The organism is Micromonospora sp. NPDC048999 (assembly GCF_040649295.1).
GTDB lineage: Bacteria > Actinomycetota > Actinomycetes > Mycobacteriales > Micromonosporaceae > Micromonospora.
Window position 1 is genome coordinate 25972 of the sequence record NZ_JBEZFI010000018.1, and the last position, 24859, is coordinate 50830.

General features: G+C 72.9%; 21 protein-coding genes. 7 read left to right on the forward strand and 14 right to left on the reverse strand.

The window, feature by feature from the left end; genetic code table 11:
• Positions 1 to 27 precede the first annotated feature (27 nt).
• The gene (gene mptB, locus AB0C02_RS19625; protein WP_357549863.1) at positions 28 to 1452 is read left to right on the forward strand and encodes a polyprenol phosphomannose-dependent alpha 1,6 mannosyltransferase MptB; all 1425 of its coding nucleotides are present in this window, start codon (positions 28 to 30) and stop codon (positions 1450 to 1452) included.
• A gap of 13 nt (positions 1453 to 1465) precedes the next feature.
• Positions 1466 to 2953, forward strand: a complete 1488-nt coding sequence (gene mptB / locus AB0C02_RS19630) for a polyprenol phosphomannose-dependent alpha 1,6 mannosyltransferase MptB (RefSeq protein ID WP_357549786.1) — start codon at positions 1466 to 1468, stop codon at positions 2951 to 2953.
• Positions 2954 to 3016: 63 nt separating this feature from the next.
• On the opposite strand, the gene glnA is transcribed toward mptB (AB0C02_RS19630), so the two are convergent.
• Positions 3017 to 4441: a type I glutamate--ammonia ligase gene (gene glnA, locus AB0C02_RS19635; protein ID WP_357549787.1), complete on the reverse strand. Its 1425-nt coding sequence runs from the start codon at positions 4439 to 4441 to the stop codon at positions 3017 to 3019.
• Between the two features lie 318 nt (positions 4442 to 4759).
• Here glnA and AB0C02_RS19640 point away from each other — a divergent pair, with 318 nt between their 5' ends.
• Positions 4760 to 5140, forward strand: coding sequence for an RDD family protein (locus AB0C02_RS19640; protein ID WP_357549864.1), 381 nt, complete (start codon positions 4760 to 4762; stop codon positions 5138 to 5140).
• A 50-nt stretch (positions 5141 to 5190) separates the two neighbouring features.
• Here the strand turns inward: AB0C02_RS19640 and AB0C02_RS19645 are convergent, their stop codons facing one another.
• The 3 genes from AB0C02_RS19645 to lipA all read right to left on the reverse strand — a co-directional run bounded on the left by AB0C02_RS19645 (position 5191) and on the right by lipA (position 9124).
• A complete protein-coding gene (locus AB0C02_RS19645; protein WP_357549788.1) occupies positions 5191 to 5880 on the reverse strand; it encodes a DUF4191 domain-containing protein in 690 nt (229 codons plus the stop codon).
• A gap of 255 nt (positions 5881 to 6135) precedes the next feature.
• Positions 6136 to 7950: a hypothetical protein gene (locus AB0C02_RS19650; protein WP_357549865.1), complete on the reverse strand. Its 1815-nt coding sequence runs from the start codon at positions 7948 to 7950 to the stop codon at positions 6136 to 6138.
• Between the two features lie 127 nt (positions 7951 to 8077).
• A complete protein-coding gene (gene lipA / locus AB0C02_RS19655) occupies positions 8078 to 9124 on the reverse strand; it encodes a lipoyl synthase (RefSeq protein WP_357549789.1) in 1047 nt (348 codons plus the stop codon).
• A 354-nt stretch (positions 9125 to 9478) separates the two neighbouring features.
• Here lipA and aspS point away from each other — a divergent pair, with 354 nt between their 5' ends.
• Together aspS and AB0C02_RS19665 are read left to right on the forward strand one after the other, a co-directional pair.
• Positions 9479 to 10765, forward strand: a complete 1287-nt coding sequence (aspS, locus tag AB0C02_RS19660; RefSeq protein WP_357549790.1) for an aspartate--tRNA(Asn) ligase — start codon at positions 9479 to 9481, stop codon at positions 10763 to 10765.
• An 81-nt stretch (positions 10766 to 10846) separates the two neighbouring features.
• The gene (locus AB0C02_RS19665; RefSeq protein ID WP_357549791.1) at positions 10847 to 11893 is read left to right on the forward strand and encodes an FUSC family protein; all 1047 of its coding nucleotides are present in this window, start codon (positions 10847 to 10849) and stop codon (positions 11891 to 11893) included.
• 31 nt (positions 11894 to 11924) lie between these two features.
• On the opposite strand, the gene AB0C02_RS19670 is transcribed toward AB0C02_RS19665, so the two are convergent.
• Genes AB0C02_RS19670 through AB0C02_RS19680 form a run of 3 tightly spaced genes read right to left on the reverse strand, consistent with a single transcriptional unit; the run spans position 11925 to position 14839 of the window.
• On the reverse strand, positions 11925 to 12317 hold the full coding sequence (locus AB0C02_RS19670) for a VOC family protein (protein ID WP_357549792.1): 393 nt from the start codon (positions 12315 to 12317) through the stop codon (positions 11925 to 11927).
• Positions 12318 to 12321: 4 nt separating this feature from the next.
• A complete protein-coding gene (gene lipB, locus AB0C02_RS19675) occupies positions 12322 to 12969 on the reverse strand; it encodes a lipoyl(octanoyl) transferase LipB (protein WP_357549793.1) in 648 nt (215 codons plus the stop codon).
• A 52-nt stretch (positions 12970 to 13021) separates the two neighbouring features.
• A complete protein-coding gene (locus AB0C02_RS19680) occupies positions 13022 to 14839 on the reverse strand; it encodes a DUF2079 domain-containing protein (RefSeq protein ID WP_357549794.1) in 1818 nt (605 codons plus the stop codon).
• Positions 14840 to 15027: 188 nt separating this feature from the next.
• On the opposite strand from AB0C02_RS19680, the gene AB0C02_RS19685 reads away from it, so the two are divergent.
• Entirely contained in the window at positions 15028 to 16239 is a 1212-nt protein-coding gene (locus AB0C02_RS19685; RefSeq protein ID WP_357549795.1) for a PHB depolymerase family esterase, read from the forward strand.
• A gap of 78 nt (positions 16240 to 16317) precedes the next feature.
• Here the strand turns inward: AB0C02_RS19685 and AB0C02_RS19690 are convergent, their stop codons facing one another.
• From AB0C02_RS19690 to AB0C02_RS19715, 6 genes are all read right to left on the reverse strand, one after another.
• Positions 16318 to 17217: a TIGR01777 family oxidoreductase gene (locus AB0C02_RS19690; RefSeq protein ID WP_357549796.1), complete on the reverse strand. Its 900-nt coding sequence runs from the start codon at positions 17215 to 17217 to the stop codon at positions 16318 to 16320.
• Between the two features lie 45 nt (positions 17218 to 17262).
• Positions 17263 to 17769, reverse strand: coding sequence for a DinB family protein (locus AB0C02_RS19695; protein ID WP_357549797.1), 507 nt, complete (start codon positions 17767 to 17769; stop codon positions 17263 to 17265).
• 81 nt (positions 17770 to 17850) lie between these two features.
• A complete protein-coding gene (locus tag AB0C02_RS19700) occupies positions 17851 to 18771 on the reverse strand; it encodes an LLM class flavin-dependent oxidoreductase (protein WP_357549798.1) in 921 nt (306 codons plus the stop codon).
• A gap of 177 nt (positions 18772 to 18948) precedes the next feature.
• Positions 18949 to 19839, reverse strand: coding sequence for an oxidoreductase (locus AB0C02_RS19705; protein WP_357549799.1), 891 nt, complete (start codon positions 19837 to 19839; stop codon positions 18949 to 18951).
• 43 nt (positions 19840 to 19882) lie between these two features.
• Positions 19883 to 21211 carry a low temperature requirement protein A gene (locus AB0C02_RS19710; protein ID WP_357549800.1) on the reverse strand — a complete coding sequence of 443 codons (1329 nt, stop codon included), beginning with the start codon at positions 21209 to 21211 and terminating at the stop codon, positions 19883 to 19885.
• A gap of 45 nt (positions 21212 to 21256) precedes the next feature.
• A complete protein-coding gene (locus tag AB0C02_RS19715) occupies positions 21257 to 21823 on the reverse strand; it encodes a TetR family transcriptional regulator (protein ID WP_357549801.1) in 567 nt (188 codons plus the stop codon).
• Between the two features lie 147 nt (positions 21824 to 21970).
• On the opposite strand from AB0C02_RS19715, the gene AB0C02_RS19720 reads away from it, so the two are divergent.
• Entirely contained in the window at positions 21971 to 22915 is a 945-nt protein-coding gene (locus tag AB0C02_RS19720) for an SDR family NAD(P)-dependent oxidoreductase (protein ID WP_357549802.1), read from the forward strand.
• A 101-nt stretch (positions 22916 to 23016) separates the two neighbouring features.
• Here AB0C02_RS19720 and sucB read toward each other — a convergent pair whose 3' ends face one another.
• Complete coding sequence (sucB, locus tag AB0C02_RS19725) at positions 23017 to 24801, reverse strand: 2-oxoglutarate dehydrogenase, E2 component, dihydrolipoamide succinyltransferase (protein WP_357549803.1); 1785 nt, start codon at positions 24799 to 24801, stop codon at positions 23017 to 23019.
• Positions 24802 to 24859: the final 58 nt, after the last annotated feature.

Consider the following 24859-nt stretch of genomic DNA (forward strand, 5'->3'; position numbering starts at 1 on the left):
ACTCACGGTACTGGCAGCATGTCTGACGTGCCTCACCACCTCTCGCGTTGGATCGGCCTGGCGGGCTCGGTGCTGCTCGCCATGGCCGCCTTCCTCGGCGGCGCGCTGCCGCACGGGAACCTGCGCCCCACTCCGGTCACCATCTGGCAGGGCCCGAACGGGCCATTGATCATCGGTGTCTGGCTGGTCGGCACCGCCTTGCTGGGCTGGGCCTGGTGGTCGCTGCGCGACCGGGTGCCGTCGACGCGCTGGGTACTGGTCACGATCGGCCTCTGGCTGCTGCCGATGCTCATCAGCCCGCCACTGGGCAGCCGTGACGCCTACGCCTACTCCTGCCAGGGCATCAGCTACTCCGCCGGAATCAACCCCTACGAACAGGGCGTCTCCGCCCTGCCCTGCCCGTGGCTGGACACCATCTCCTACATCTGGCGGGACACCCCGGCACCGTACGGTCCGCTGTTCGTGATGATCAGCGGGGCGATCGTGACCACCGCCGGGTCGCTCTTCGCCAGCATCGTGCTGTTCCGGGCGCTGGCGGTGGCCGGGGTGGCGCTGACGGCCGTCGCCGTGCCGGTGCTGGCCCGTCGCTGCGGGGTGCCACCGCAGCGGGCGCTCTGGCTGGCGCTCGCCTGCCCGCTGGTGCCCGTGCACCTGATCGGCGGTGCCCACAACGACGCGATCATGGTGGGCCTGCTCGCCGCCGGGCTGGCGGTGGTGGCCGCCCGGCCGGGCCGCCGGCTGCTGCTGCTCGGCGGCGGGCTGCTGCTCGGGCTGGCCGCCGCGATCAAGGTCACCGCGCTGGTCGTGGTGCCCTTCGCGGCGCTGGCCGCGATCGTCGGGCCGTACCGGATCCGGGCGCTGGTCCGCGACGGCGGGTGGGTGGTCGGCGGGGCGTTGACCGCGCTGGTCGGGGCAGCCCTGGCCGCAGGCCTCGGCCTCGGTTTCATCAGCGGGTTGGAGCAGGGCGGGCTGGTGGTCGCGTGGAGTTCGCCGCCGACCGCGGTCGGGCAGACCGTCGGCTACCTCGCACGGATCTTCGGCGCGCACGTGGACGCACTGCCGGCTACCCGGGCGCTCGGGATGCTGGTGCTGGCGGTGCTGCTGCTCTGGCTCTGGTGGCGAGCCCGCCACCGGGAGCCGCTCTGGCACGCCGGCCTGGCGCTGGCCGCGACGGTGGCGCTCTCCCCACTGTTTCACCCCTGGTACTGGACCTGGCCGCTGGTCGTGCTCGCCGCGACCTCCCGGCGGACCGGCTGGTTCTCGCTGGTCGCGCTGGTCTCTTTGTTCATGGTCCTGCCAGATGGCACCGGTTTGCCCCGATACAGCAAGATGCCCGGCGCGCCGTTGATGACCCTGTTGGTGATGGTGGTGGCGGTTTGGTTGGTACGGTCGGCTCGTGCCGCCCGTCCACGGTCGGATCGGCCCGCCCGTCAACCGGTCCCCGTCGACTGAGGAAAAATCGTCGGTGAGTGAGCGCGACGGGCCGGTCCGGCCCGTCGCCCCCGCTCTCGTCCGCTACGCCGGCCTCACCGGGGCCGTGCTGCTGGCCGTCGCCGGCTGGCTGGGCGGGGCGCTGCCCGGCGCGTCCGCCAACAGCAGCCTCCTCGACATCTGGCGGGCCCCGCACGGGCCGGCGGCCCTCGGCTGCTGGCTGGCCGGCACGGTCCTGCTGGTGGGCGCCTGGTGGTCGCTGCGCTGGGGCGCGCCGTCGACCCGGTGGGCGTACCTGACCGCCGGGCTCTGGCTGCTGCCGCTGCTGGCCGCGCCGCCGATGGGCAGCCGGGACGTCTACTCGTACGCCTGCCAGGGCTGGACGTGGACGCACGGCATCGACCCGTACCGGGTCGGGGTGGCCGCCGCCGGCTGCCCGTGGACCGACGCGGTGTCGCCGATCTGGCGGGACACTCCGGCGCCGTACGGGCCGTTCTTCGTCCTGCTGGCGGGCGCGGCGGTGGTGTTCGGGGGCGGCCTGACCGGGACGATCGTGCTGCTGCGGGTGATCTCGCTGGCCGGGGTGCTGCTGGCCGCGCTCTGCCTGCCCGGGCTGGCCCGCGCGGTCGGGGTGCCGACCCGGCGGGCGGCCTGGCTGGCGCTTGCCTGCCCGCTCATCGGGGTGCACCTGGTGGCCGGCGCGCACAACGACGCGGTCGGGCTCGGCCTGCTCCTGCTCGGCCTGCTGGTGCTGGTGCGCCGGCCCGGCAGACCGCGGGCGCTGCTGGTGGCCGGGGTGCTGCTGGGGCTGGCGGTGGCGGTGAAGGCGTTCGCGGTGGTGGTGCTCCCGTTCGCCGCGCTCGCCGCGGTGCTGGGCCGCTACACCGTGCGGGCCCTGTTGAGGGACGCCGGCTGGCTGGCCGGGGGAGTGGTGGCGGCGCTGGTGGTCACCTCGCTGGCCACCGGGCTGGGCCTGGGCTGGGTGGGTGCCCTGTCGCACAGCGGCGAGTCGCAGCAGTGGACCTCGCCGCCGACCGCCGTCGGCTTCGTGATCAACTACGTCGGCATCCTGTTCGGCCGGGAGCCGCAGGCCGTACCGGTGGTCCGGGTGGTCGCGCTGGCGCTGCTCGCGATGCTGGTGGTGGCGCTCTGGTGGCGAGCCTGGACGGCGCTGCGCCGGCTGGGCGACGTCCGGCAGCGGCTCGCCCGGCTGGGCGCGGCCCGGCCCCGGGTGACGCTGACCGGGGCGGGCCTGGCACTGGCCGCCACGGTGCTGCTCGCCCCGGTCTTCCACCCCTGGTACGCGACCTGGCCGCTGGCGGTGCTCGCGGTGGTGACGGTGTCGGTGGCCCGGACCGTCTGGTTCGTGGCGCCCTGCGCGGTGGCCTCCTGCCTCGCCCTGCCGGACGGCGCCAATCTGGCCCGGTTCACCAAGGCGCCGGGGGCGATCCTGATGACCGCGCTGGTCGTGGCGGTGCTGATCCGGGCACTGCGGGTGGCTCTGGCCCGACGCGCCCGCTGAGGGCGTACGCGAACGGCCGGGCCGGCCCGCTGTCGCGGAGCCGGCCCGGCCGTCTGTCGAGACTCAGCAGTCGAAGTACATCGCGAACTCGTGCGGGGTCGGGCGCAGGCGCACCGGGTCGACCTCGTTGGTCCGCTTCCACTCCACCCAGGTGGAGATCAGGTCGGGCGTGAACACACCGCCGTCGAGCAGGTAGTCGTGGTCGGCCTCGAGCGCGTCGAGCACCTCCGGCAGCGAGCCCGGGACCTGCTTGACGTCGCCCCACTCCTCCGGCGGCAGGTCGTACAGGTCCTTGTCGATCGGCGCCGGCGGCTCGATCTTGTTCTTGATGCCGTCCAGGCCGGCCATCAGCATCGCGGAGAAGGCGAGGTACGGGTTGCTGGACGGGTCCGGTACCCGGAACTCGACCCGCTTGGCCTTGGCGTTGCTGCCGGTGACCGGGATACGGGTGCAGGCGGAGCGGTTGCGCTGCGAGTAGACCAGGTTGACCGGCGCCTCGAAGCCCGGCACCAGGCGGCGGAACGAGTTGACCGTGGGGTTGGTGAAGGCCAGCAGCGACGGCGCGTGGTGCAGCAGGCCGCCGATGTACCAGCGGGCCAGGTCGGACAGGCCGGCGTACCCGGTCTCGTCGTAGAACAGCGGCTCGCCGCCCAGCCAGAGGCTCTGGTGGGTGTGCATGCCCGAGCCGTTGTCGCCGAAGAGCGGTTTCGGCATGAAGGTCGCGGTCCTGCCGTCGGCCCAGACCTCGTTCTTCACGACGTACTTGAACAGCTGCATCTGGTCGGCGGCGTGCAGCAGGGTGGAGAACCGGTAGTTGATCTCCGACTGGCCGGCGGTGCCGACCTCGTGGTGCGAGCGCTCCACGACGAAGCCCTGATCCACCAGCCGGCGGACGATCTTGTCGCGCAGGTCGGCGAAGTGGTCGACCGGCGCCACCGGGAAGTAACCACCCTTGTACGGGGTCTTGTAGCCGCGGTTGCCGCCCTCCTCCTCGCGGCCGGTGTTCCAGGCGCCCTCGACCGAGTCGATGTAGTAGAACGACCGGTTCGCGGACGTCTCGTGGCGGATGGAGTCGAAGATGTAGAACTCCGCCTCGGCGCCGAAGTACGCGGTGTCGGCGATGCCGCTCGCGGCCAGGTACGCCTCGGCCTTCTTCGCCACGTTGCGCGGGTCACGGGAGTAGGCCTCCCGGGTGAACGGGTCGTGGATGAAGAAGTTGAGCGCGAGGGTCTTGTGCACGCGGAACGGGTCGATGAAGGCGGTGGTGACGTCCGGGAGCAGGAGCATGTCCGACTCGTGGATCGCCTGGAAGCCGCGGATCGACGAACCGTCGAACGCGAGGCCGTCGGTGAAGACGCTGTCGTCGAACGACTCGACCGGCAGGTTGAAGTGCTGCATCACGCCGGGCAGGTCACAGAAACGTACGTCGACGAACTTCACGTCCTCGTTCTTGAGGTATCGCAGGAGTTCCTCGGGATTGGCGAACACGTGTCCTCCCTGGCGGGCTCACTGGTGGTGGCTGGCTCCTGGCGACGGTATGGCGGTGGGGTTGCCCGGCCGTGTCTCCGCTGTTTCCGCTGTGTTACGTCCCTCGCGGAGCGTCATCTACCCCGCTCGGGCACCGTCAACCCGCCTTCGGGCGGTGCGTCCTGCGGCCGGGTGGCCCTGGTTGATTCTTTTGTCCGATTCCTCGATCGGTGCCGAACCGGCGTACCCGAGCAGTGACCGACACCCCTGCCCGCCGCGGTGCCAACGGCCCCGGCGCGGACGTGACTACCCTTGACCGCTGTGACCACTACCGCCACCGTGCCGGTGCCGCCCGCGACGGACCCCACCTTCACGCCCCCCAGCCTCGGCCGCCGGTTCGGCGCGCTGGTCATCGACTGGGTGCTCTGCCTGCTGGCTGCCAACCTCTTCGCCAACCCGGCCCGGGACGGTTGGCCCCCGGTGGTGGTGCTGGTCGTCGAGTACGCCTTCTTCCTCGGCCTCTTCGCCCAGACCCCAGGCATGTACATCACGCGGATCCGCTGCCTGGCCTGGTCGGACGGCGGCCGGATCGGGCTGGTCCGCGCGCTGCTGCGCGGCGTGCTGCTCGTCCTGGTCGTACCCGCCCTGATCATGGACGAGCACCGTCGCGGCCTGCACGACCGCCTCACCGGTGCGGTCATCGCCGCCGCCCCCCGCTGAGGTGTAAGGAGGGGCCCCTGTTAACAGGGGCCCCTCCTTACAGCCAAAGGTCAGCGGCCGCGGGCCTGGCGGAACGCGCCCCGCGGCGGGCGCATGTTCTTCGGGATCGCGCCCTTCGGCAGCTGCGGGCGGGCGGTGAGCGCCTTCAGCCGCTTGTCGAGCGCGTTGACGTCCTTGGGGGAGAGGGTGCGGGGCAGCCGCATCAGGGTCATCCGCAGCTTGCGGACGGACAGCTCGCCCTCGCCCTGGCCGATCACGTAGTCGTGCAGCGGGGCGGAACCGATCACCTTGGCCAGCCGGCGCTTCTCCTGACCGAGCAGGCCGCGTACGCGCTGCGGGTTCCCCTCGGCCAGCAGGATCACGCCGGGGCGGCCGAGCACCAGGTGCACCATGTCCATCTGGGTGGTGGAGCTGACGGCCGGGGTGACCCGCCAGTCGCCGCGCATGCTCTCGATGATCTGCGCCGCCGCGCCGGGCTGCCCCTCGGCGGCGTTCATCATCGCCTTGTTGGACCGCAGGTTGAGCACGACCAGCACGGCGAGCAGGGTGAACAGGATGCCGATCGGCAGCCAGATCCAACCCCAGAGAATGACCGCGACCACGGTGAGCGCGAGCGGGATCAGCACCGCAGCCGCAGCCAGCGGCGCGAACCACCGGTCCTGCTTGGCGGTGAATTGGAACACCATCCCGATTTGCTTCAGCCGCTGGCCGAACGAGATCTTCTCCTGGGGCTTTGCCATGCCGCAAAGTGTAGTGGTCGCTCCGCGCCGCGTTGATCCGTGGCCGGTCCCTCCGCCGCGCGGCTGAGTACCTTACGTCGTCATCAGGCCCTGAGGTGCCCAAGTAAGGGGCCGCGACCGGCTCGTCCGGTCGCTGCCCCGCCGCGACTCGCGCGGCTGGCTGAGCCGGCGGCACCACGCCGTACGCAACCGGGTGGAGGCCGCCGCGCTGGCCCACCGACTCGGCCTGCTCGACCCCACTCCCCGCTGACATGGTCAGGGGCGGGGTAGGTAGATCCGCCAGCCCGGGACGGTGACCACGTCGAGGTTGCCCGGGCCGGGGCCGAGCCGCCGGTCGAGCCGGGTGGCCAACCGCGACCCGTCCCGCGCGATCCAGGCCGCGTCCGGGTCGGCCGCCACGGCGTGCCGGTAGGCCGGCAGGCGGTCGAAGCCGGGGCGCAGCGCGTCGTCCACCACCGCGCAGACCACCTGCTCTCGGGTGGCGAAGGTGAGCCGGTTGCAGGTCCAGTAGCCGCCGCGCACGTGCCGTACGCCCAGCTCGTCGAGGGTGTGGACGAGCGCCCGGTGCCGCTCGGCCTCGGCGTGCACGGCCGGCACGGTGCGGATCGCGGCGCCGGTGGCCACCGCCGCCGTGCCGAATGTGGCGGCGAGTACGGCGACCGCCACCACGCCGACCGGCCGAGCGCCGCCGACGGCCGCCGCGACGCTGCGCGCCGCCGTCACCGCCCGCCGGTCCCCGCGTGGGAAGGCCCGAGCCGCGGCGCGCCACAGCGGCCAGAGCAGGGCGGGCGTGGCCACCGCCAGGCAGGACAGGTAACGGGCGCTCTCCACCGGCGTCTGCCCGGCCGCGTTGCTCGCCGTGTACGCCGCCAGCACCGCCGCCGCCCCGGCCAGCAGCGCCAACCGCACCGTCGCCGACACCCGCCGCTCGTCCCCGTCCGCGAGCTGGGCAGATCTTGGAGAGTTGCCGCGCGGTACGAACGGCAACTCTCCAAGATCTGCGGGGGCCATCACCGACGACCGCGGTGCCGGGTGCGGTAGCGCGGGGGCGGGTGGGGGTAGCGGTGGTGTGGGGGGCGGGGAGGGCTTGGGTAGCGGTGGTGTGGGGGGCCGGGCGGGTGTGGGGGGCCGGGCGGGGGCGGGGGGAGTCGGGGTGCGGAGGGTGCGCCAGGCGGACAGCGCGGCGAGGAGCAGCAGGACCGGGAATGCGAGGGACCACCAGAGCTGCCAGCCGGCGCAGTGGCTCGGTGAGCAGAAGCCCATGCCGAGTGGCGGCCCGAGCACCAGGCCGCCGTACACCCGGTCGCCCCAGCTCGCCGCCGCGTCCGCGCCGCTGGCGGTCAGGACCGCGGCGAGCGGGTTGCGGCCGTGTCCGAGGCTGTCCAACAGCATCGGTGCCGCGCCGAGCAGCAGGGCGACCATGACGATCACGCCCGCCCGCCCGGCCAGCTCCCGCCGCCGCCGGGCCACCAGCACCGCGCCGGTCCCCAACAGGTACGGCAGCAGCAGCGGGTCGACCCAGAGCATCAGCCCGGCGACCAGCCCCCAGGCCGCCCAGCGGGGCAGCCGGGCTCCCGACCCGCTGGTGCACAGCCGCACCGTGAGCAGGGCGAGCGCCACCCCGGCCGGGGCCAGCTCGGGGTAGCCGCCCCCGGCGATGAGCTGGTTCTTCACGACCCGGTCCGAGCCGAGCGCGAGGAGGCCGACGACCGCCAGGGCGTACCAGGGATCTCCGCCGAGCCGGCGGGTGAGCCGCCAGGACAGGGCGAGGAACAGCGCGTACAGCGCGAGGGTGGGCAGCCGCAGCGCGAGCAGCGACGGCCCGGCCACGGAGATCAACGGGGCGGCCAGGTAAGCCTCCAGCGTCCCCATGTACGACTGGCCGTAGAACCAGACCGGCAGGTGCCGCCCCTGCGCGATGTGCAGCGCGGCCAGCCCCATGGTGGCCTCGTCGCTGTTGGTCGGCGGCACGTCGTACCGCAGCAGCCACAGCCGATACCCGACCCCGGCCAGCAGGGCCAGCGCGGTCAGCGCCGTGGGCAGCGGCACTCGCCGCCGCGCCCGGTATATCGCGAACGCACCCCAACCGGCACAGGTTCTCACCGAGGGTGTAACGGGCCCTGGCGGAGGGTGTAACGATGCTGGTCGGGTGTGCCCGTGATCAGGTGCCGGTCACGGCCCCCGGGCGGCGTTCAGCTCAGGCGGTGGCGGGAACGCCGCCCCGGGCCTCCAGCGCCTGCTGATAGAGCCGCCCCGCGCGGTACGACGAGCGGACCAGCGGGCCGCTCATCACGCCGGCGAAGCCGATCTCCTCGGCCTCCTCCCGCAGCTCGACGAACTCCTCCGGCTTGACCCAGCGGGTCACCGGGTGGTGCCGGGGGGAGGGGCGCAGGTACTGCGTGATGGTGATCAGCTCGCAGCCGGCCTCGTGCAGGTCGCGCAGCGCCTGGGAGACCTCGGCGCGCTCCTCGCCCATGCCGAGGATCAGGTTGCTCTTGGTGACCAGGCCGACGGCACGGGCCTGGCGGATGACATCGAGGGAGCGCTCGTAGCGGAACGCCGGGCGGATCCGCTTGAAGATCCGCGGCACGGTCTCCACGTTGTGCGCCAGCACCTCGGGACGGGCGCCGAACACCTCGGCGAGCTGCTCCGGCACCGCGTTGAAGTCGGGGATCAGCAACTCGACGCCGCAGCCGGACTGGAGGGCGTGGATCTGCCGGACCGTCTCGGCGTAGAGCCAGGCGCCGCCGTCGGGCAGGTCGTCACGGGCGACGCCGGTGATGGTGGCGTAGCGCAGCCCCATCGCGGCGACCGACTCGGCGACCCGACGGGGCTCGTCGGCATCGAACTCGGCCGGCTTGCCGGTGTCGATCTGGCAGAAGTCGCAGCGCCGGGTGCACTGGTCGCCGCCGATGAGGAAGGTGGCCTCCCGGTCTTCCCAGCACTCGTAGATGTTGGGGCAGCCGGCCTCCTGGCAGACCGTGTGCAGCCCCTCGCGCGAGACCAGCCCGCGCAGCTGGGTGTACTCCGGCCCCATCTTGGCCTTGACCTTGATCCACGGCGGCTTGCGCTCGATCGGCGTCTCGGCGTTGCGCGCCTCGATCCGCAGCAGCCGCCGCCCCTCGGGTGCCACGGCGGTGGTGCGGCTGGCCTGCGGGGTCGTCGACGTGGAGTGCTCGATCGTCACGAATCCGAGCCTACGCCGGACGGTGGGGGGCGATGAACGTCGGGCGACCGCCGTCACGCCCCAGACACTGTGACAACGGACACCAGCGGCGAAAAAAGGCGTCACACGGCCCGGAACGGGTTGTTAGGCTCCCCGGCAAAGCTGCGACGGAGCCGAGTAGCGCGCCGATCCGCCAGTGCAGAGAGCCGCCGGTTGCTGGAAGGCGGTCTGGCACCGGCGCGTGAAGACCCTCCCGAGCTGCGGGAAGAACAGCGTCCGCGCCCAGTAGAGCCCGCCGGCTGGCCCCCGTCACGGGCGACGAATGAGGCTTCCCGCTCCGGCGGGGGCGAAGGCGTGGTGGCACCGCGAGGATCCCGCTCGCCCACACCTCCCGGGGATCGCGTTGCGATTCGATCGAGGAGGTAACCCACCATGCAACGCATCCTGTCCTCTCAGCTCAGCCCCCATGTCGGCACGACCGTCCGGATCGCCGGCTGGGTGCACCGCCGCCGGCTGCTCAAGTCGGTGGCCTTCCTGATCGTCCGGGACGCCGCCGGGCTGGCCCAGGTGGTGGTCACCGACCCGGCCGTGCGCGCCGCCGTGGAGAAGCTCACCGAGGAGACCGTCGTCGAGGTCACGGCCGGAGTGGTCGCGAACGACACGGCCCCCGCCGGGGTCGAGCTCACCGAGCCGACCGTACGACCGCTCGGTTCGCCTGCCGTACCGCCGCCGTTCGACCTGTACCGGCCGGAGCTCACCGCCACCCTGCCCACCCAGCTCGACCACGCCCCGACCGCGCTGCGCCACCCGACCCGCTCGGCCGCGCTGCGGATTTCGGCGGCGTCGGTGGCCGGCTTCCGGGCCGCCCTGGACGCCCGCGGCTTCATGGAGATCCACACCCCGAAGGTGGTCGCCTCGTCCACCGAGAGCGGGGCGAACGTCTTCGCGCTGGACTGGTTCGGCCGGCCCGCCTACCTGGCCCAGTCGCCGCAGTTCTACAAGCAGCTCATGGTTGGCGTCTTCGAGCGGGTGTACGAGGTGGGGCCGGTGTTCCGGGCCGAGCCGCACGACACCGTCCGGCACCTGGCCCAGTACACCTCGCTCGACGTTGAGCTGGGCTTCATCGCCGACCACCGCGACGTGATGCGGGTGCTGCGTGACGTCCTCGCCGGAATGCTCGACGCGGTCCGCGACCGGGCCGCCGGTGCGCTCGCCACGCTCGACGTCGCGGCGCCCGAGGTGCCCGCCGAGATCCCGGCCGTGCACTTTACCGAGGCGCTGGCGATCGCCGGGGCACCCGCCGACGAGCCCGACCTCGCGCCCGCGCACGAGCGGGCGCTGGGCGAGTGGGCCCGCGTCGAGCACGGCAGCGACTTCCTCTTCGTCACCGGCTACCCGATGGCCAAGCGGCCGTTCTACACCCATCCGGACCCGGCCCGGTCGGCGTACTCCAACGGTTTCGACCTGCTGTTTCGCGGCCTGGAGCTGGTCACCGGCGGGCAACGGCTCCACCGGCACGAGGACTACCTTGCCGCCCTGGCCGCCCGCGGCGAGCCGGTCGAGCCGTACGCCGGCTACGTCGACGCGTTCCGGCACGGCATGCCGCCGCACGGGGGCTTCGCCATTGGGCTGGAACGTTTCGTCGCTCGGCTCACCGGCGCGGCCAACGTCCGGGAGGTGACCGCCTTCCCCCGCGACCTGCACCGCCTCACGCCTTGAGGGTAGGAGGGGCCACTTGTCAACAGACGGGTGTCGACAAGGGGCCCCTCCTTGCAGGCCGGGCGCGGTATGAAGGACGGGATGGGCGAGCAGGTGCGGGCGGCGCTGCGGGGCGTGTTGCACGTCCGTCCGGGGCGGGGCGCCCACCGGATCGCGGCGCGGGCCGGGATCAGCGTGCTGGTCCCGTTGCTCACGGTGTTGGCGGTCGGCCACCCCGGCTGGTCCGTGTACGCGGTCTTCGGGGCGTTCACCTCGCTCTACGGGCGCAACCATGTGCACCTGTCCCGGGCGGCGATGCAGGCGAGCGCCGGGGCGACGCTCACCGCGTCGATCGTCCTCGGGGTGCTGGTCGGTTCACTCCAGGCGCGGGCGTGGGTCGCGGTGCCGGTCACCGCGGCCGTCACGGCGCTGGGAACGGTGCTCGCCGCCGCGCAGGACTGGCACCCGCCGGGGCCCCTGTTCCTCATCTTCGCGTTCGGTGCGGTCGCCTCGGCCCCGCACCTGCTCTCGGACGTGCCGGTCGCCGCCACCGTAGCCGGGCTCAGCAGCCTGTTCGCGCTGCTGGTCGGCAACGCGGGCAGCGTCCTACGGCGGCAGGAGAGGCAGCAGGGGCAGCGGAGCCGGCCGGCCCGGCTGGCGCACGTGTGGACGTGGCAGCCGGTGCGCTACGCCCTCGCCGTGGTGCTGGCGGGCGGCACGGCGACCGCGGTCGGTATCGGCCACCCGTACTGGGCGATGGTGGCGGCGGTCGCCCCGCTGAGCGCCGAGGGCGTCACCGCCCAGCTCACCCGCGCCGCGCAGCGGATCCTCGGCACGCTGCTCGGGCTGCTCACCAGCGCGCTGCTGCTGGCGCCCCACCTGTCGCCGTACGCCACCGTGCTCGTCGTGGCGGGGCTGCAGATCGTCACCGAACTCCTGGTGGGGCGCAACTACGGACTGGCGCTGCTGTTCATCACCCCGATGGCGCTGCTGATGGGCCAGCTCGCGGCTCCCCGCCCAGCCGGACAGCTCCTCTTCGACCGGGGAGTGGAAACGGTGATCGGCGCCATCATCGGCGGCGCGATCGTGCTCTGCGAACCGTGGCTGCGGAGCAGGATCGCCGGTGGTGGGCAGGAGCCGGAGCGGTGACCCGGCGGCCCGGTGGCGGGCCGCCGGTGCCTCAGGCGGAGCCGAGGAGGTCCCACAGGTTGCCGGCGAGGTCGCGGAAGACGGCGACCCGGCCGTACGGCTCGGTGCGCGGCGGCTTCACGAACTCGACCTTCGCCTCGACCATCCGACGGTAGGTGGCGTCGAAGTCGTCGACCTGGAGGAAGAAGCCGACCCGGCCGGCGGCCTGGTCACCCACCACCGCCTCCTGCCGCTCTCCGTCGGCGCGGGCCAGCAGCAGCCCGGTCCCGCCGCCGGGCGGCCGGACCACCACCCAGCGCTTCGGCCGGCCGTCGTTGGTCAGGGACGGCTTGTCCTCGACCAGCTCGAAGCCGAGCACCTCGGTGAAGAACATGATCGCCGGGTCGTACTCGGCGACGACGAGGGTGACGAGGTCGATCCGCACCCGGTCAGTCCTCGACCCGGACCAGGGTCGGCAGGTGGCGCTCGACCACCGCGAGCACGTCGGCGACGGTGACCGGGCGGCCCAGCTCAGCGGTGAGTGAGGTGGTGCCGGCGTCCCGGATGCCGCACGGCACGATCCGGTCGAAGTAGGTCAGGTCGCAGTCACAGTTGATCGAGAAGCCGTGCAGGGTGACACCCCGGGCCACCCGGATGCCGATCGCCGCGACCTTGCGGGCCGGCCCTCGGTCGTCCTCCGGCACCCAGACGCCGCTGCGCCCCTCGACCCGGCCGGCGGTCAGCCCGAACTCGGCGCAGACGTCGATCAGCAGCTGCTCGGTGCGCCGGACGTACGCGACCACGTCCACCGGGTCGGGCAGCTTGAGGATCGGGTAGCCGACGAGTTGCCCCGGCCCGTGCCAGGTGATCTTGCCGCCGCGGTCCACGTCGATCACCGGGGTGCCGTCCATCGGGCGGTCCCACGGCTCGGTCCGCTTGCCAGCGGTGTACACGCTGGGGTGCTCCAGCAACAGCACGGTGTCGCCCTGCTCGCCGGCCACCACGGCCTCGTGCAGCCGGCGCTGCTCGTCCCACGCGGCCTGGTAGTCGAGCACACCGGCACGGACGGCGGTCAGCCCGGAAGTCGTCACGCTCACCCGTCCAGCCTAGTCCCGCCACCTGCCGGCGCGCGCCGTGAGCCTCGTCGCGTCAGGCCGGCGGGACCCGCCACAGCCAGACGTCGTCCACCCGCTCGGGTTCGCCGAGCAGGGCGGTGGCGGTGCGGCGTACGGCATCCTCATGGATGGCGTACTTGGCGCCGTGCACCCGGTCGGCCAGGACCACGATCTCGACCCGCCAGTGGTGCAGGTCCGCCAGGGACTCGCGGATGCTGCCGTCGGTGACGATCGCAGGCAGCCCGGTCCGCCCGGCCTGGTCCATCAGCGAGTCGAAGGTCCGCGGCACCGGCCCGATCCGGCCCCGGCCCCCCGGCCCGCCCGGGCCGAGGAAGAACCCGGCCGGGATCGGGAACTCGCCCTGCCGGTGGGCCAGGGCGTACGCCTGCCAGCGCTGCCCGTCGGGGGTGACGTCGACGGTCAGCGGCAGCGGGGTGAGCACCCCGCCGGGGGAGACGTACTGCCGCCAGTGGCCGCTGGTGATGAACAGTGGAATCGGTTCCCGCGCGATGGTCAGCAGCGGGATGGGCAGCAGCGGCAGCAGCGCGGCGGTGAAGCCGAGCGCCCAGGCCGCGGTGGTGGCGCGGTGCCGGGGCGGCCGGGCGCGCAGCCGGTCGACGGTGTACGCCAGCAGCAGCCCGATCACCGGTGCGACCACCAGCGCCAGCCGGGAGGGCAGCGCCGCGTTGATCACCGGCAGGTTGTCCAGCATCCCGAACGGGAGGAGTTGGCCGGTCCGCCGGCCGTTCCACCGGGCCCGTGGCCCCCAGGACAGCACCGCGAAGACCACCGCGGTCACGCCGAGCGCGGTGAGGGTGGCCCGGAACGCCCGCTCGGCGCGCCACCAGAGCAGCCCGAAGCAGGCCACGGCGAGCAGCAGCAGGGGGATGCCGAAGAACGAGTTCTCCTCGGTCGGGTTGGGCGCCAGCTTGGTGTCCAGCCCGGCCCAGCCCGCCAGGGAGCGGCTCGGGTACGACCCGTACGCGGCGATGTCCTCGGAGTGGATGAGCGGGTCGAAGCCGGTGCCGTGGAAGCGCTGCGGCCCGGCGAAGTGCAGCCACAGCGGGTACGCCAGCAGCGCCCCGCCCACCACGGCGGCCACCCCCACCCCGCCGGCGAAGCTGGGCAGCGCGGCGCGTGCCTCGGCCCACCGGCTCGGGTGCACCGCCCACAGCACCAGGAAGAGGGCGACGGCCAGGGTGGTGAAGAAGAGCCCCTCGGCGGCGATCGAGAAGGCGAGCGCCACCAGCAGGCCGAGCACGATCCCGCCGCGTACCGCGCGGCCGGGGCGGCGCAGCCGGAACACGCCCCAGATCAGTAGCGGCACCAGCCAGCCGGCGGTCCAGTTCAGGTGGGCGTTGGCGTGCGAGACCATCGCCGGGCAGTAGCCGATGAACAGCGCCCCCACCCCGGCGGCCAGCCGGCCGCGCACCAGGTATCGGCTGAGCAGCCAGTACCAGGCCACCGCGGTGGCGACGAGGTTGAGGGTGAGGATCACCAGGAACGTCGCGGGTGGCCCGATCAGGTACGTCAGCGGCGCGAAGACCACCGCGTACACGGTGATCGAGGTGTTGACCGCGAGGTTCACCCCGTCGGGGACGTTGATCAGGTGGGTGAAGAACGGGTTCTCGCCGTGGGTGACCGCGTGGCCGCCGAAGGCCAGCAGCCACTCGAAGAGCGCCTGGTCGCTGGAGTTGACGGTGATCGCGCGGGTGTTCGGGCTCCACCACATCCCGCTGGTCACCCAGACCGCGAGCGCCGTCGCGGCGAGCACCACGACCAGGTCGGCGCGCCAGTTCCGGGAATCGGGCGCGGGCGACGGGCCGGTGGACACGGACGGGGAGAACGGCACGCAGCGGACGTTACCAACCTTACTGGGACACGCCGGTCAGACACGAAACCTTCGCCCGCCCAGCCGGCAGCACACTTCGGCACCCGTGAATGTGTGCACGGCGACCATGTCGGGCGACGAGGCGCGGACGTAACGTCGCGGCAAATTTCGGGTGACAGAGTTCATAATTCGTCTCTCAGGAGGTCGCCGTGCGCCGCTCCTCATCCATCCTCACCCGCCTCGCCGGGGCGGCGGCCGGGGTCGTGCTGGCCGCCGCCGCCGTGCTCATCGCCGCCCTGCCCGCCCAGGCCGCCACGCTCACCCAGGTCACCGGCTTCGGCTCCAACCCGGGCAACCTCGCCATGTACGCGTACCGCCCGGACGGCCTGCCGGCCAACGCGCCGGCCGTGGTGCTGCTGCACGGCTGCGCCCAGAATGCCTCCGGCTACTTCACCAACTCCGGCTGGCAGAAGTACGCCGACCTGTGGAAGTTCGCGCTGATCGTGCCCCAGCAGTCCTCGGCCAACAACTCCAGCACCTGCTTCAACTGGTTCGAGACCGGGGACACCACACGCGGCCAGGGCGAGGCGCTGTCGATCAAGCAGATGGTCGACTACGCGAAGACCAACTACGGCACCGACGCCAGCCGGGTGTACGTCAGCGGCCTCTCCGCGGGTGGTGCGATGAGCGCGGTCATGCTCGCCACCTACCCGGACGTCTTCGCCGCCGGCTCGGTCATCGCCGGCATCGCCTACCGCTGCGCCACCAGCACCACCACCGCCTACAGCTGTATGACCCCGGGGGTGGACAAGACCCCGGCGCAGTGGGGCGACCTGGTCCGCAACGCCTACCCCGGGTACGCCGGCCCCCGGCCCCGGGTCGCGATCTGGCACGGCACCAGCGACTACACGGTGGCGGTGGCCAACGCCACCGAGTCCCGCGACCAGTGGACCAACGTGCTCGGTGGCTCGCAGACCCCGAGCAGCACCGCCTCGCTTCCCGGCGGCACCAGCCTGGAGGTGTACGGCAACGACCAGGTCCGGGTCTACCGGGTCTCCGGGATGGGCCACGGCACCCCGGTCCACCCGGGCTCGGGCATCGACCAGTGCGGCACCGCGACCGCGTACTTCCTGGACACCATCTGCTCGACGTACCGGGACGCGCTCTTCTTCGGCCTCGACGGCGGCGGCTCCTCGCCCAGCCCGACCCCGACCGCGTCCCCGTCGCCCTCCTCGTCGCCGACGGCCCCGCCGGTCTGCGTCACCGCCAGCAACTACGCGCACGTGGCCGCCGGCCGGGCGTACCAGTCCCTCGGCTACGCGTACGCGATGGGCAGCAACCAGAAGATGGGCCTCTACAACACCTTCTACACCAGCACCCTCCAGCAGACCGCCCCCAACTACTGGGTCATCGGCTGCTGACCCCGCCTTCGCCTGACCCCGTTGATCATGAAGTTGTTGCCCGGCGTGTCGGCGCAACAACTTCATGATCGACGCATGTCAGTCGGTGAGGGCGGCGTGCAGGGCGGAGGGGAGGTCGGGGTGGGTCCAGGGGAAGGCGGCCTTGGTGAGCACGCCGGGGAGGACCCGGGTGCTGGTCAGGGCCTCGTGGGCGAAGCCGCCGAGGGCGATCTTCAGGGCCGGCGCGGGGATCGGGATGATCGCCGGCCGGTGCAGTTGGCGGGCCAGTTCCCTGGTGAACTCGGCGTTGGTGACCGGGTTCGGGCCGACCACGTTGACCGGGCCGGCGAGGTCGTCGCGGGCCAGCAGGAGGGCCACCGCGTCGAGCCAGTCGCGCATCGAGATCCACGGCAGCCACTGCCGGCCGCCGCCCAGCCGCCCGGCGATGCCCAGCCGGAACGGGAGCAGCATCGGCTTGAGCATCCCGCCGTCACGGTGCAGCGGCAGCCCGGTGCGCAGCCGCACCACGCGTACGCCGGCGTCCTCGGCCGGCCGGGTCGCGGCCTCCCAGACCCGGCAGACGTCGGCAAGGAAACCCTCGCCCGCGGGAGAGTCCTCCTCGACCACCCGGTCGCCGGTGTTGCCGTACCAGCCGACCGCGGAGGCGTTGAGCATCGCCGCGGGTCGGTCGGCGGCGGGCAGCCCGGCGATGGTGATGGCCAGGGTCGTGGTGCTGTCTGCCCGGCTGGACCGGATCAGACGCTTGTACTCGTCGTTCCAGCGCCGGTCGCCCACCCCGGCGCCGGCCAGGTTGACCACGGCGTCGGCGTCCGCGACCACCGCCGGGTCGAGCTGCGCGGCCGACGGGTTCCACTGCCGCTCGTCAGGGGTACGCGGCGCGCGGCGGACGAGGCGGGTGACCTGGTGCCCGTCCGCGGTGAGCCGGTCGACCAGCCGGGTGCCGAGGAAGCCGGACACGCCGGCCATGAGGATGCGCATGCTCATATCTTCGGGTACGGACCCGCCGCCGTTGAGCGGGATGAGTCACTCGCCGGTCTGGCCGTCGATCGCCTCGCGGATGAGGTCCGCGTGGCCGAGGTGCCGCGCGTACTCGTCGATCATGTGCGTGAGCACCCAGCGCAGTGAGTATTCCTGCCCTCTGTCGGGGGAACGGCCGACCGCCGTCAGCGGGCGCTCGCCGGTGATCCGGCGGGACTCCGCCACCTCCGCGTGCCAGATCGTGAACATCTCCGCGCCGGTGGCATCCTCGATGTCGTTGAAGTCGACGTCCCAGTCGTCGCCGCGGTCGAACAGGTCGCCGGGGAACGCGTCGGCGATCACCGCCTGGAAGTACCACCGCTCGACCGTGGCCAGGTGCCGCACCAGGCCGATCAGCGAGAGACTGGACGAAGGCACCGGGCGTAGGCGCAACTGCTCGTCGGTGAGCCCGGCGCACTTGCGGACCAGCGCGTCTCGCTGGTAGTCGAGGAAGGTGTCCAGCAGGGTCCGTTCATCCACTGTGGCCGGTAGTTCAAACCGTTCATCGATCACCATGAGATGCTAGGCGGCGTTGCCCCGTCTGGTGTGCCTGTGGTGGTAGACCAGGAGCGCTACCCGGCGAACCGGAGTTGGTCAGGCCGCAGCCAGGCGGGGGAGGAGCGGGGCGAGCGCGTCGACGGCGTCGGCGCGTACCACGAAGCGGGTGATGCCCCACCGGCGCTGATGCTGGGCGGCCGCCGTGACGATCTCGTCGGCCGTGCCGATCAAGACGAACGGCGTGGCGAGCAGTTCGGCGGTGGTGAGGCCGGCGTGCTCGGCGAACGTCGCGGCGGCGGCTTCGGCGTCGTCGGTCACGGTGACCTGCTGGACCAGGGCCTCCAGGGCGGGCGGCGTGGCGCGGCCGGTGGCACCGGCCGCCACGTGGGCGATCTGGGCCTCGATCTGGTCGGCCCGCCACCGCACCTCGTGCGTGTACCCGTCGGGGAGGGTACGGCCGGCGCCGATCAGCCCCACCACGTCGGCGTGCGCGCCGGCCCAGCGCAGCAGCGCCGAGTTGCCTGTACCGATGGTGAGCGGGACGTGGGCCTGGACCGGCCGCAGCTCGGTGAGGCGCGCGGCGTGGGCGACCAGGTCCGGGGTGTCCACGGTGACCTCCTCGCCGGCCAGCAGGTCGCGGACGGCCTCGGCGACGGCGACGCAGCGGCGTACCCGACCGGCGACGTCGGGGCGCTCGCGGCCGACGGCCTGCCACTCGGCGGGGGTGTGGCCGGCGCCGAGGCCGAGCCGGGCCCGGCCGCCGGAGACCACGTCGAGGGTGGCCACGTCGGTGGCGAGCAGGATCGGATCCCGGACGCCGGCGTTGGAGACGTACGAGCCGAGGCCGAGCGTCGAGGTCACCGCCGCCGCAGCGGCCAGGGCCACGAACGGCGACGCACCGTGGCCCGGGTGGTCGGCGGCTGTCAGCGCGTCGAAGCCGGCGGCCTCGACCCGGCGGGCCAGGTCGAGCCAGCTCGCCGCGTCGGTGGCCCGGGCCTGTACGGAGAAGATCGGCATCGCCCCAGCATGTGCGCCCGCCCTCGCCCCGGCCACCCCGCGCCCGCCGATTCTGCCGACGGGCGAATCCCCCCGCGCCAGCCCTCGTGCTGGAGACAACTTCGGGGAGGTTGCTGCCTGCCGGCGCCCGGAGGCAGCAGCCTCCCCGAAGTTGTGCGGACCTTGGCGCGGGGCGTGTCAGGTGCCCTGGTGCACCGGGTCGAGGCGGGTCAGGTCGGGGCTGGTGAGGCGCAGGGCGCCGGCGGCGATGTTCTGGGTGAGGTGGTCGGGGTTGCCGGTGCCGGGAATGGCGAGCACGTTCGGGCCCTGGTGCAGCGTCCAGGCCAGCCGGACCTGGACCGGGGTCACGCCGTGCTCGCGGGCGATCGCGCGTACCTCGTCGTGCTCGACTGCGGTCGCGCCGGCCTCCCGTCCGCTGGCGGCCAGCGAGAAGAACGGCACGAACGCGGTGCCGTGCGCGGCGCAGTCCCGGATCAGCGCGTCGTTGCGCTGCCGGTAGCCGAGGCCGTACGAGTTCTGCACGCAGACCACCGGGGCGATGGTGCGCGCCTCGGCGACCTGCTCCGCCGTCACGGCGGAGACGCCCAGGTGCCGGATCAGCCCGGCGTCGCGCAGCTCGGCGAGCGCGCCGAAGTGCTCCGCGAGGGGCTCCGGGCCGTACACCCGGAGGTTGACCACGTCGAGGTGGTCCCGGCCGAGCTGGCGCAGGTTCTCCTCGACCTGGCCGCGCAGCTGGTCGGGGCGGGCCATCGGCAGCCACGCGCCGGACGGGTCCTTGCCCGGCCCGACCTTGGTGACGATGACCAGGTCCTCCGGGTACGGCGACAGCGCCCGGTTGATCAGCTCGTTGGCTGAGCGGAGCGGCGAGAAGTAGAACGCGGCGGTGTCGATGTGATTGACGCCCAGCTCGACCGCCCGGCGCAGCACGCCGATCGCCCGGTCCCGGTCGCTGGGACTGCCGTCGGCGTTGGCGGTCAGCCGCATCGCGCCGAAACCGATCCGGTTGACCGTGCGGTCGCCGAGCCGCCAGGTCCCCGCCGCCGCCGCGTTGATCGTCCCCGTGGTCATGCCACCGACCCTATGGGACCCGGCCTTCGTCCGCCGGCCCGTGTCACTCTCCCTCGTCCGGCTCGTTCGGCTCGTGCCAGTGGGCCCGGTAGGCGGCCTCGTGCGCCTCGTGGCTGGCCCGTTCCTCGAGGATCAGCCTGCGCAGCGCCGTCCGGCCCTCCTCGAAGATCACCACCTCGGCGGCCACCATGCCCACGCAGATCGCGGTCAGCAGTGCCAGGGTTCCCAGTGCCGGCAGCCGGTCGACCAGCGGGGGGCACATGGCAAGCAGCCCCAGCGTGACCACCCGGGTCCAGCTCAGGGTGTGCAGGGTCCGCAGCTGGAACAGCATGCTGCCGCAGAGGTAGAGGAGCACCCCGCCGAAGAGCAGCGGCTCGGCGGGGCCGCGCGCCGGCTCCCAGTTGGAGACCTGCGGGTTGGTGATCTGGCCCACGATCTGCTCGGCGCCGAGCGCGAAGAGGATGATGCCGGCGATCATCGGCAGGTAGCAGTACGCGTACGCGTCCCGGGCCATGGTGACCCGGGGGCCGTCCTCCGCCGCGTGCAGGGCGATCCGGGCGGCCGGTCCGATCATGTCGTAGTGCGCCCACCAGAGCGCGGCGGTGAAGAAGATGCCGAGCACCGCCGCTGTCACAGCCGCTGCGGTGGGCGGCTGCCCGATGAGGTTGCTCCCGACACCGACCGAGATGACCGACTCGCCCAGGGCGATGATCAGGATGAGGTCGTACCGCTCGGTCCAGTGCTCGGCCGAGGCGAGGCCCCCGGTCCAGGTGCCGGTGAGTTGGCCGGTGCCGTATTGGAGCAGCACGACCAGGGCCCACAGCCCGTCCCGGACGAGTGGCGCCGCGGCGGAGCTGTGTATGGCCAGGGGGACCAGCGCGGCGGCGAGCAGCAGCAGCGTGCTGCCCGCCATCTCCGGGACGAACCGCATCAACTGCCGACGCTCGTTCGGGCTGTCCCGCACCGCGTGCAGGTAGAGCAGCACGTGCACCAGGCGGACCACGATGTAGCTGGCCGCCGCCACGATTGGCCCGGCGGCGCCCCGCACGTCCTGGAACGCCTGCGGCAGCGACAGGGCGAAGGTGAACAGCGCCGCCATGCCGATCGTCATCAGTACCGGCACGAAGCCCTCGCCGAGCCGGATCCGGGCGGCGACCACGCTGTGCACCACCCACGACCACCAGAGCACGGCGAGGACCAGCATGGCGTGCAGCAGCGCCCCGATGCTGATGTCCCGCGCGGTGGCCCGGGTGATGATGAAGAACGAGAAGACGAAGACCAGGTCGAAGAAGATCTCGAACCGGTCCACCCGGGCCGCAGGGGCCATCGGCACCACCGGCCCGAGGCGCCCCCGCCACCCGAAGCCGCTCACCGGACGAGTCTTTCAACAGGCGGTCGGCGGTGGGCCGGATTCTGGTCAGCCCGGACGGTGGCGCAGGCCGTCCATCAACAGGTCGAGCAGACGGCCGGCCTGCTCCCGCTGGTCCGGTTCGCCGGCAACCAGACACACGCCGCTCAGCCCGGCCAGCACGTCGGCGGGTGCCACGTCGGAGCGTACGGTGCCGGCGGCCGCGCCGGCCGCCAGCAGCTCGCCCAGCGCGGCCAGCAGCCGGTCCCGGCTGTGCGCGTACGGGTTGGCACCGGAGGCGATCGCCAGCCGCAGCGCGTCGGCCATGCCGCGCTTGGTGGAGAGGTAGTCGACGAACCGGTCCATCCAGGCACGGAGCGCCTGGTCGGCTGGCAGCGCCGTGAGCAGGTCGGGCACCGCCTCGCAGAGTTTGGCCAGCTCGTTGCGGTATGCCGCCTCGATCAGCGCCTCCCGGGTGGGGAAGTGGCGGTAGAGGGTGCCGATGCCGACCCCGGCCTCCTTGGCGATCCGGTCGAGCGTCACGTCCGCGCCAGCGGTGGAGAACGCGTGCACCGCGGCGTCCAGCAGCCGCTGCCGGTTGCGCAGCGCGTCGGCGCGCAGCGGTCGGTCGGGCACGTCTCCTCCTCGGGGCGACCGGCTGGTGGGCGCGGTCGGTTGGCAACCGGAGGCTCCTCCGGTTAGGCTGGCCGTAACGGAGGATCCTCCGCTTCTCATCGTATCGGCCGGACGATCGGTCCGCACCGACGCCGACAAGGATGGATCATGACCAGCAGCACACCCGTCCGCACCCCCTTCTCCCGTGAGACCACCGCCCTGGAGGTGGTCCGCGACCTCGACCTGACCGGCCGGCGGGCCGTCGTCACCGGCGGCGCCTCCGGGATCGGCGTGGAGACCGCCCGCGCCCTGGCCGCCGCCGGGGCGGATATCACGCTCGCCGTCCGCAATCTCGACGCCGGCCACCGGGCCGCCGCCGAAATCACTGCCAGCACCGGCAACGACCGCGTCCTGGTCGCCCCGCTGGACCTCGCCGACCTGGGCTCGGTGGCCGCGTTCGTGCGTACCTGGGACGGGCCGTTGCACATTCTGATCAACAACGCCGGCATCATGGCCTCGCCCGAGCTGCGTACCGGGCCGGGCTGGGAGATGCAGTTCGCCACCAACCACCTTGGGCACTTCGCCCTGGCCACCGGGCTGCGCCCGGCCCTCGCCGCCGCCGGGGGCGCCCGGATCGTCTCGGTGAGTTCGTCGGCGCACCTGCGTTCGCCGGTGGTCTTCGAGGACATCCACTTCCGCCAGCGGCCGTACGACCCCTGGCTGGCGTACGGCCAGTCCAAGACAGCCAACGTGCTCTTCGCGGTGGACGCCACCCGGCGCTGGGCCGACGACGGCATCCTCACCAACGCGCTGATGCCGGGCGGGATCCGCACCAACCTCCAGCGCTACGTCAGCGACGAGGAACTGGACCGGATGCGGGCGCTGAGCGGCGGCGGCGCGCCCGCGTGGAAGACCCCCGAGCAGGGCGCGGCCACCTCGGTGCTGGTCGCCGCCTCGCCGCTGCTCGACGGCGTCGGCGGCCGGTACTTCGAGGACTGCCAGGAGGCCGGGCCCAACCAGCCGCGCACCCGCACCGGCTACGCCGTGTACGCCCGCGAACCGGAGGCCGCCGAGCGGCTCTGGGCGGTCTCCGAGGCGCAGCTGCGGGGCTGAGGCCGGCCGGCACCGACAACGGGGCCGGCAACGACGACGGGGCCGGACACAACAAAGGGGGCGCGCGGCGTGAACCGCGCGCCCCCTCTGTCGTCAGGGTGTCAGAGCCCCAGCTCGGCCTCGAAGTTGCCGGCCTCCAGCCGCTCCTTGACCGCGACGAGGAAGCGGGCCGCGTCCGCGCCGTCGATCAGCCGGTGGTCGTACGACATGGCCAGGTAGACCATCGAGCGGACCGCGATGACCTCACCCAGCTCCGGGTCGTTGACCACGACCGGCCGCTTCACCACGGCACCCGTGCCGAGCATCGCCGACTGCGGCGACGGCACGATCGGGGTGTCGAAGAGCGCGCCCCGGCTGCCGGTGTTGGTCAGCGTGAAGGTCGCGCCGGCGATCTCGTCCGGGCTGATCTTGTTGGTCCGGGTGCGCTCGGCCAGATCGGCGACCCGCTTGGCGATCCCGCCCAGGTTGAGGTCGCCGGCGTTGTGGATCACCGGCACCAGGAGCCCGCGCTCGGTGTCCACGGCGATGCCGAGGTGCTCCGCGTCCGGGTAGGTGATCGTCCCGGCGTCCAGGTCCATCTGGGCGTTGACGATCGGGTACGCCTGCAGCGCCTCGACGGCGGCCAGGGCGAAGAACGGCAGGAATGACAGCTTTACGCCGTGCCGCTGCAGGAACGAGTCCTTCGCCTGCGCCCGCAGCTTGGCGATCTTGGTGACGTCCACCTCGATCACCGTGGTGAGCTGCGCCATCTCGTGCAGCGACTGCTGCATCCGCTTGGCGATGGCCGCCCGGATCCGGGGCAGCTTCTCGGTGGTGCCCCGCTTCACGCTCGGCTGCGGCTTCACGGCCGGCTTGGCCGGGGCCGCCGCCGCGGGGGCCGGCTGGGCGGCGGGCGCGGCCTTGGCGGCCTTCGCCTTCTCCGCCGCGTCCAGCACGTCCTGCTTGCGGATCCGCCCGCCTACGCCACTGCCGGCGATCGAGGACAGGTTGACGCCGTGCTCGGCGGCCAGCTTGCGGACCAGCGGGGTCACGTAGCCGGCAGCCTCCTCGCCACCCTGCACCGGGGCGCTCGGCCGCTGCGGTGTCGGGGTCGGCGCGGCCGGCTGCGCGGCCTGCTCGACCTTCGCCGGCTGGGCGGCGGTCTCCGCCTCGGCCACCGGCTCGTTGTAGGAGACGCCCGGGGTCGGCTCCTCGACCTTCGGCGTCGGCGCGGCCTCGGGCTTCGGCGCCGGCTTCACCTCGGGCTTCGGAGCGGGCGTCGGCTGGGCCGGCGCGGCGCCGGCCGCCCCGACGACCGCCAGGTCGGCGCCGACCGGGGCGGTCTCGTCCTCGGCGACCTTGATCTCCAGCAGCGTGCCGGCGACCGGCGAGGGAATCTCCGTGTCGACCTTGTCGGTGGAGACCTCCAGCAGCGGCTCGTCCACCTCGACGCTGTCGCCGACCTGCTTGAGCCAGCGGGTCACCGTACCCTCGGTGACGCTCTCGCCCAGAGCCGGCATCTTGACCGGGGTGCCCGCGCCCGCCGGCGCCGGGGCGACCGACGCCTGCACCGCCGGCTGCTCCGCCTCGGCCTGCGGCGCGGCGGCGGCCTCCTCGGCCTCCTCCGCCGGGGCCGCCTGCGGCGCGACGGTCCCGCCGGCCTGCTCGCCCTCACCGGCGATGACCGCCAGCTCGCTGCCGACCTCGGCGGTCTCGTCCTCGCCGACCACGATCCGGCTCAGCACGCCCGCCGCGGGCGACGGGATCTCGGTGTCCACCTTGTCGGTGGACACCTCAAGCAGCGGCTCGTCGACCTCGACGGTGTCGCCCTCCTGCTTGAGCCAGCGCGTGACGGTGCCCTCGGTGACGCTCTCGCCGAGCCGGGGCATGGTGACCGATACCGGCATGTTCTCCAGACTCCTTCATTTCCCTGATGGGATCATCGCCCGTCGCCGGACGCCGCGG

What these genes read in the sequence shown, in the direction of transcription:
- AB0C02_RS19645 (WP_357549788.1), bottom strand. Translation starts at nt 5,880, where the DNA reads ATGGCAAAGCCCCAGGAGAAGATCTCGTTCGGCCAGCGGCTGAAGCAA.
- aspS (WP_357549790.1), top strand. Translation starts at nt 9,479, where the DNA reads ATGCAACGCATCCTGTCCTCTCAGCTCAGCCCCCATGTCGGCACGACC.
- AB0C02_RS19665 (WP_357549791.1), top strand. Translation starts at nt 10,847, where the DNA reads ATGGGCGAGCAGGTGCGGGCGGCGCTGCGGGGCGTGTTGCACGTCCGT.
- AB0C02_RS19690 (WP_357549796.1), bottom strand. Translation starts at nt 17,217, where the DNA reads ATGCGCATCCTCATGGCCGGCGTGTCCGGCTTCCTCGGCACCCGGCTG.
- AB0C02_RS19700 (WP_357549798.1), bottom strand. Translation starts at nt 18,771, where the DNA reads ATGCCGATCTTCTCCGTACAGGCCCGGGCCACCGACGCGGCGAGCTGG.
- AB0C02_RS19705 (WP_357549799.1), bottom strand. Translation starts at nt 19,839, where the DNA reads ATGACCACGGGGACGATCAACGCGGCGGCGGCGGGGACCTGGCGGCTC.
- AB0C02_RS19720 (WP_357549802.1), top strand. Translation starts at nt 21,971, where the DNA reads ATGACCAGCAGCACACCCGTCCGCACCCCCTTCTCCCGTGAGACCACC.
- sucB (WP_357549803.1), bottom strand. Translation starts at nt 24,801, where the DNA reads ATGCCGGTATCGGTCACCATGCCCCGGCTCGGCGAGAGCGTCACCGAG.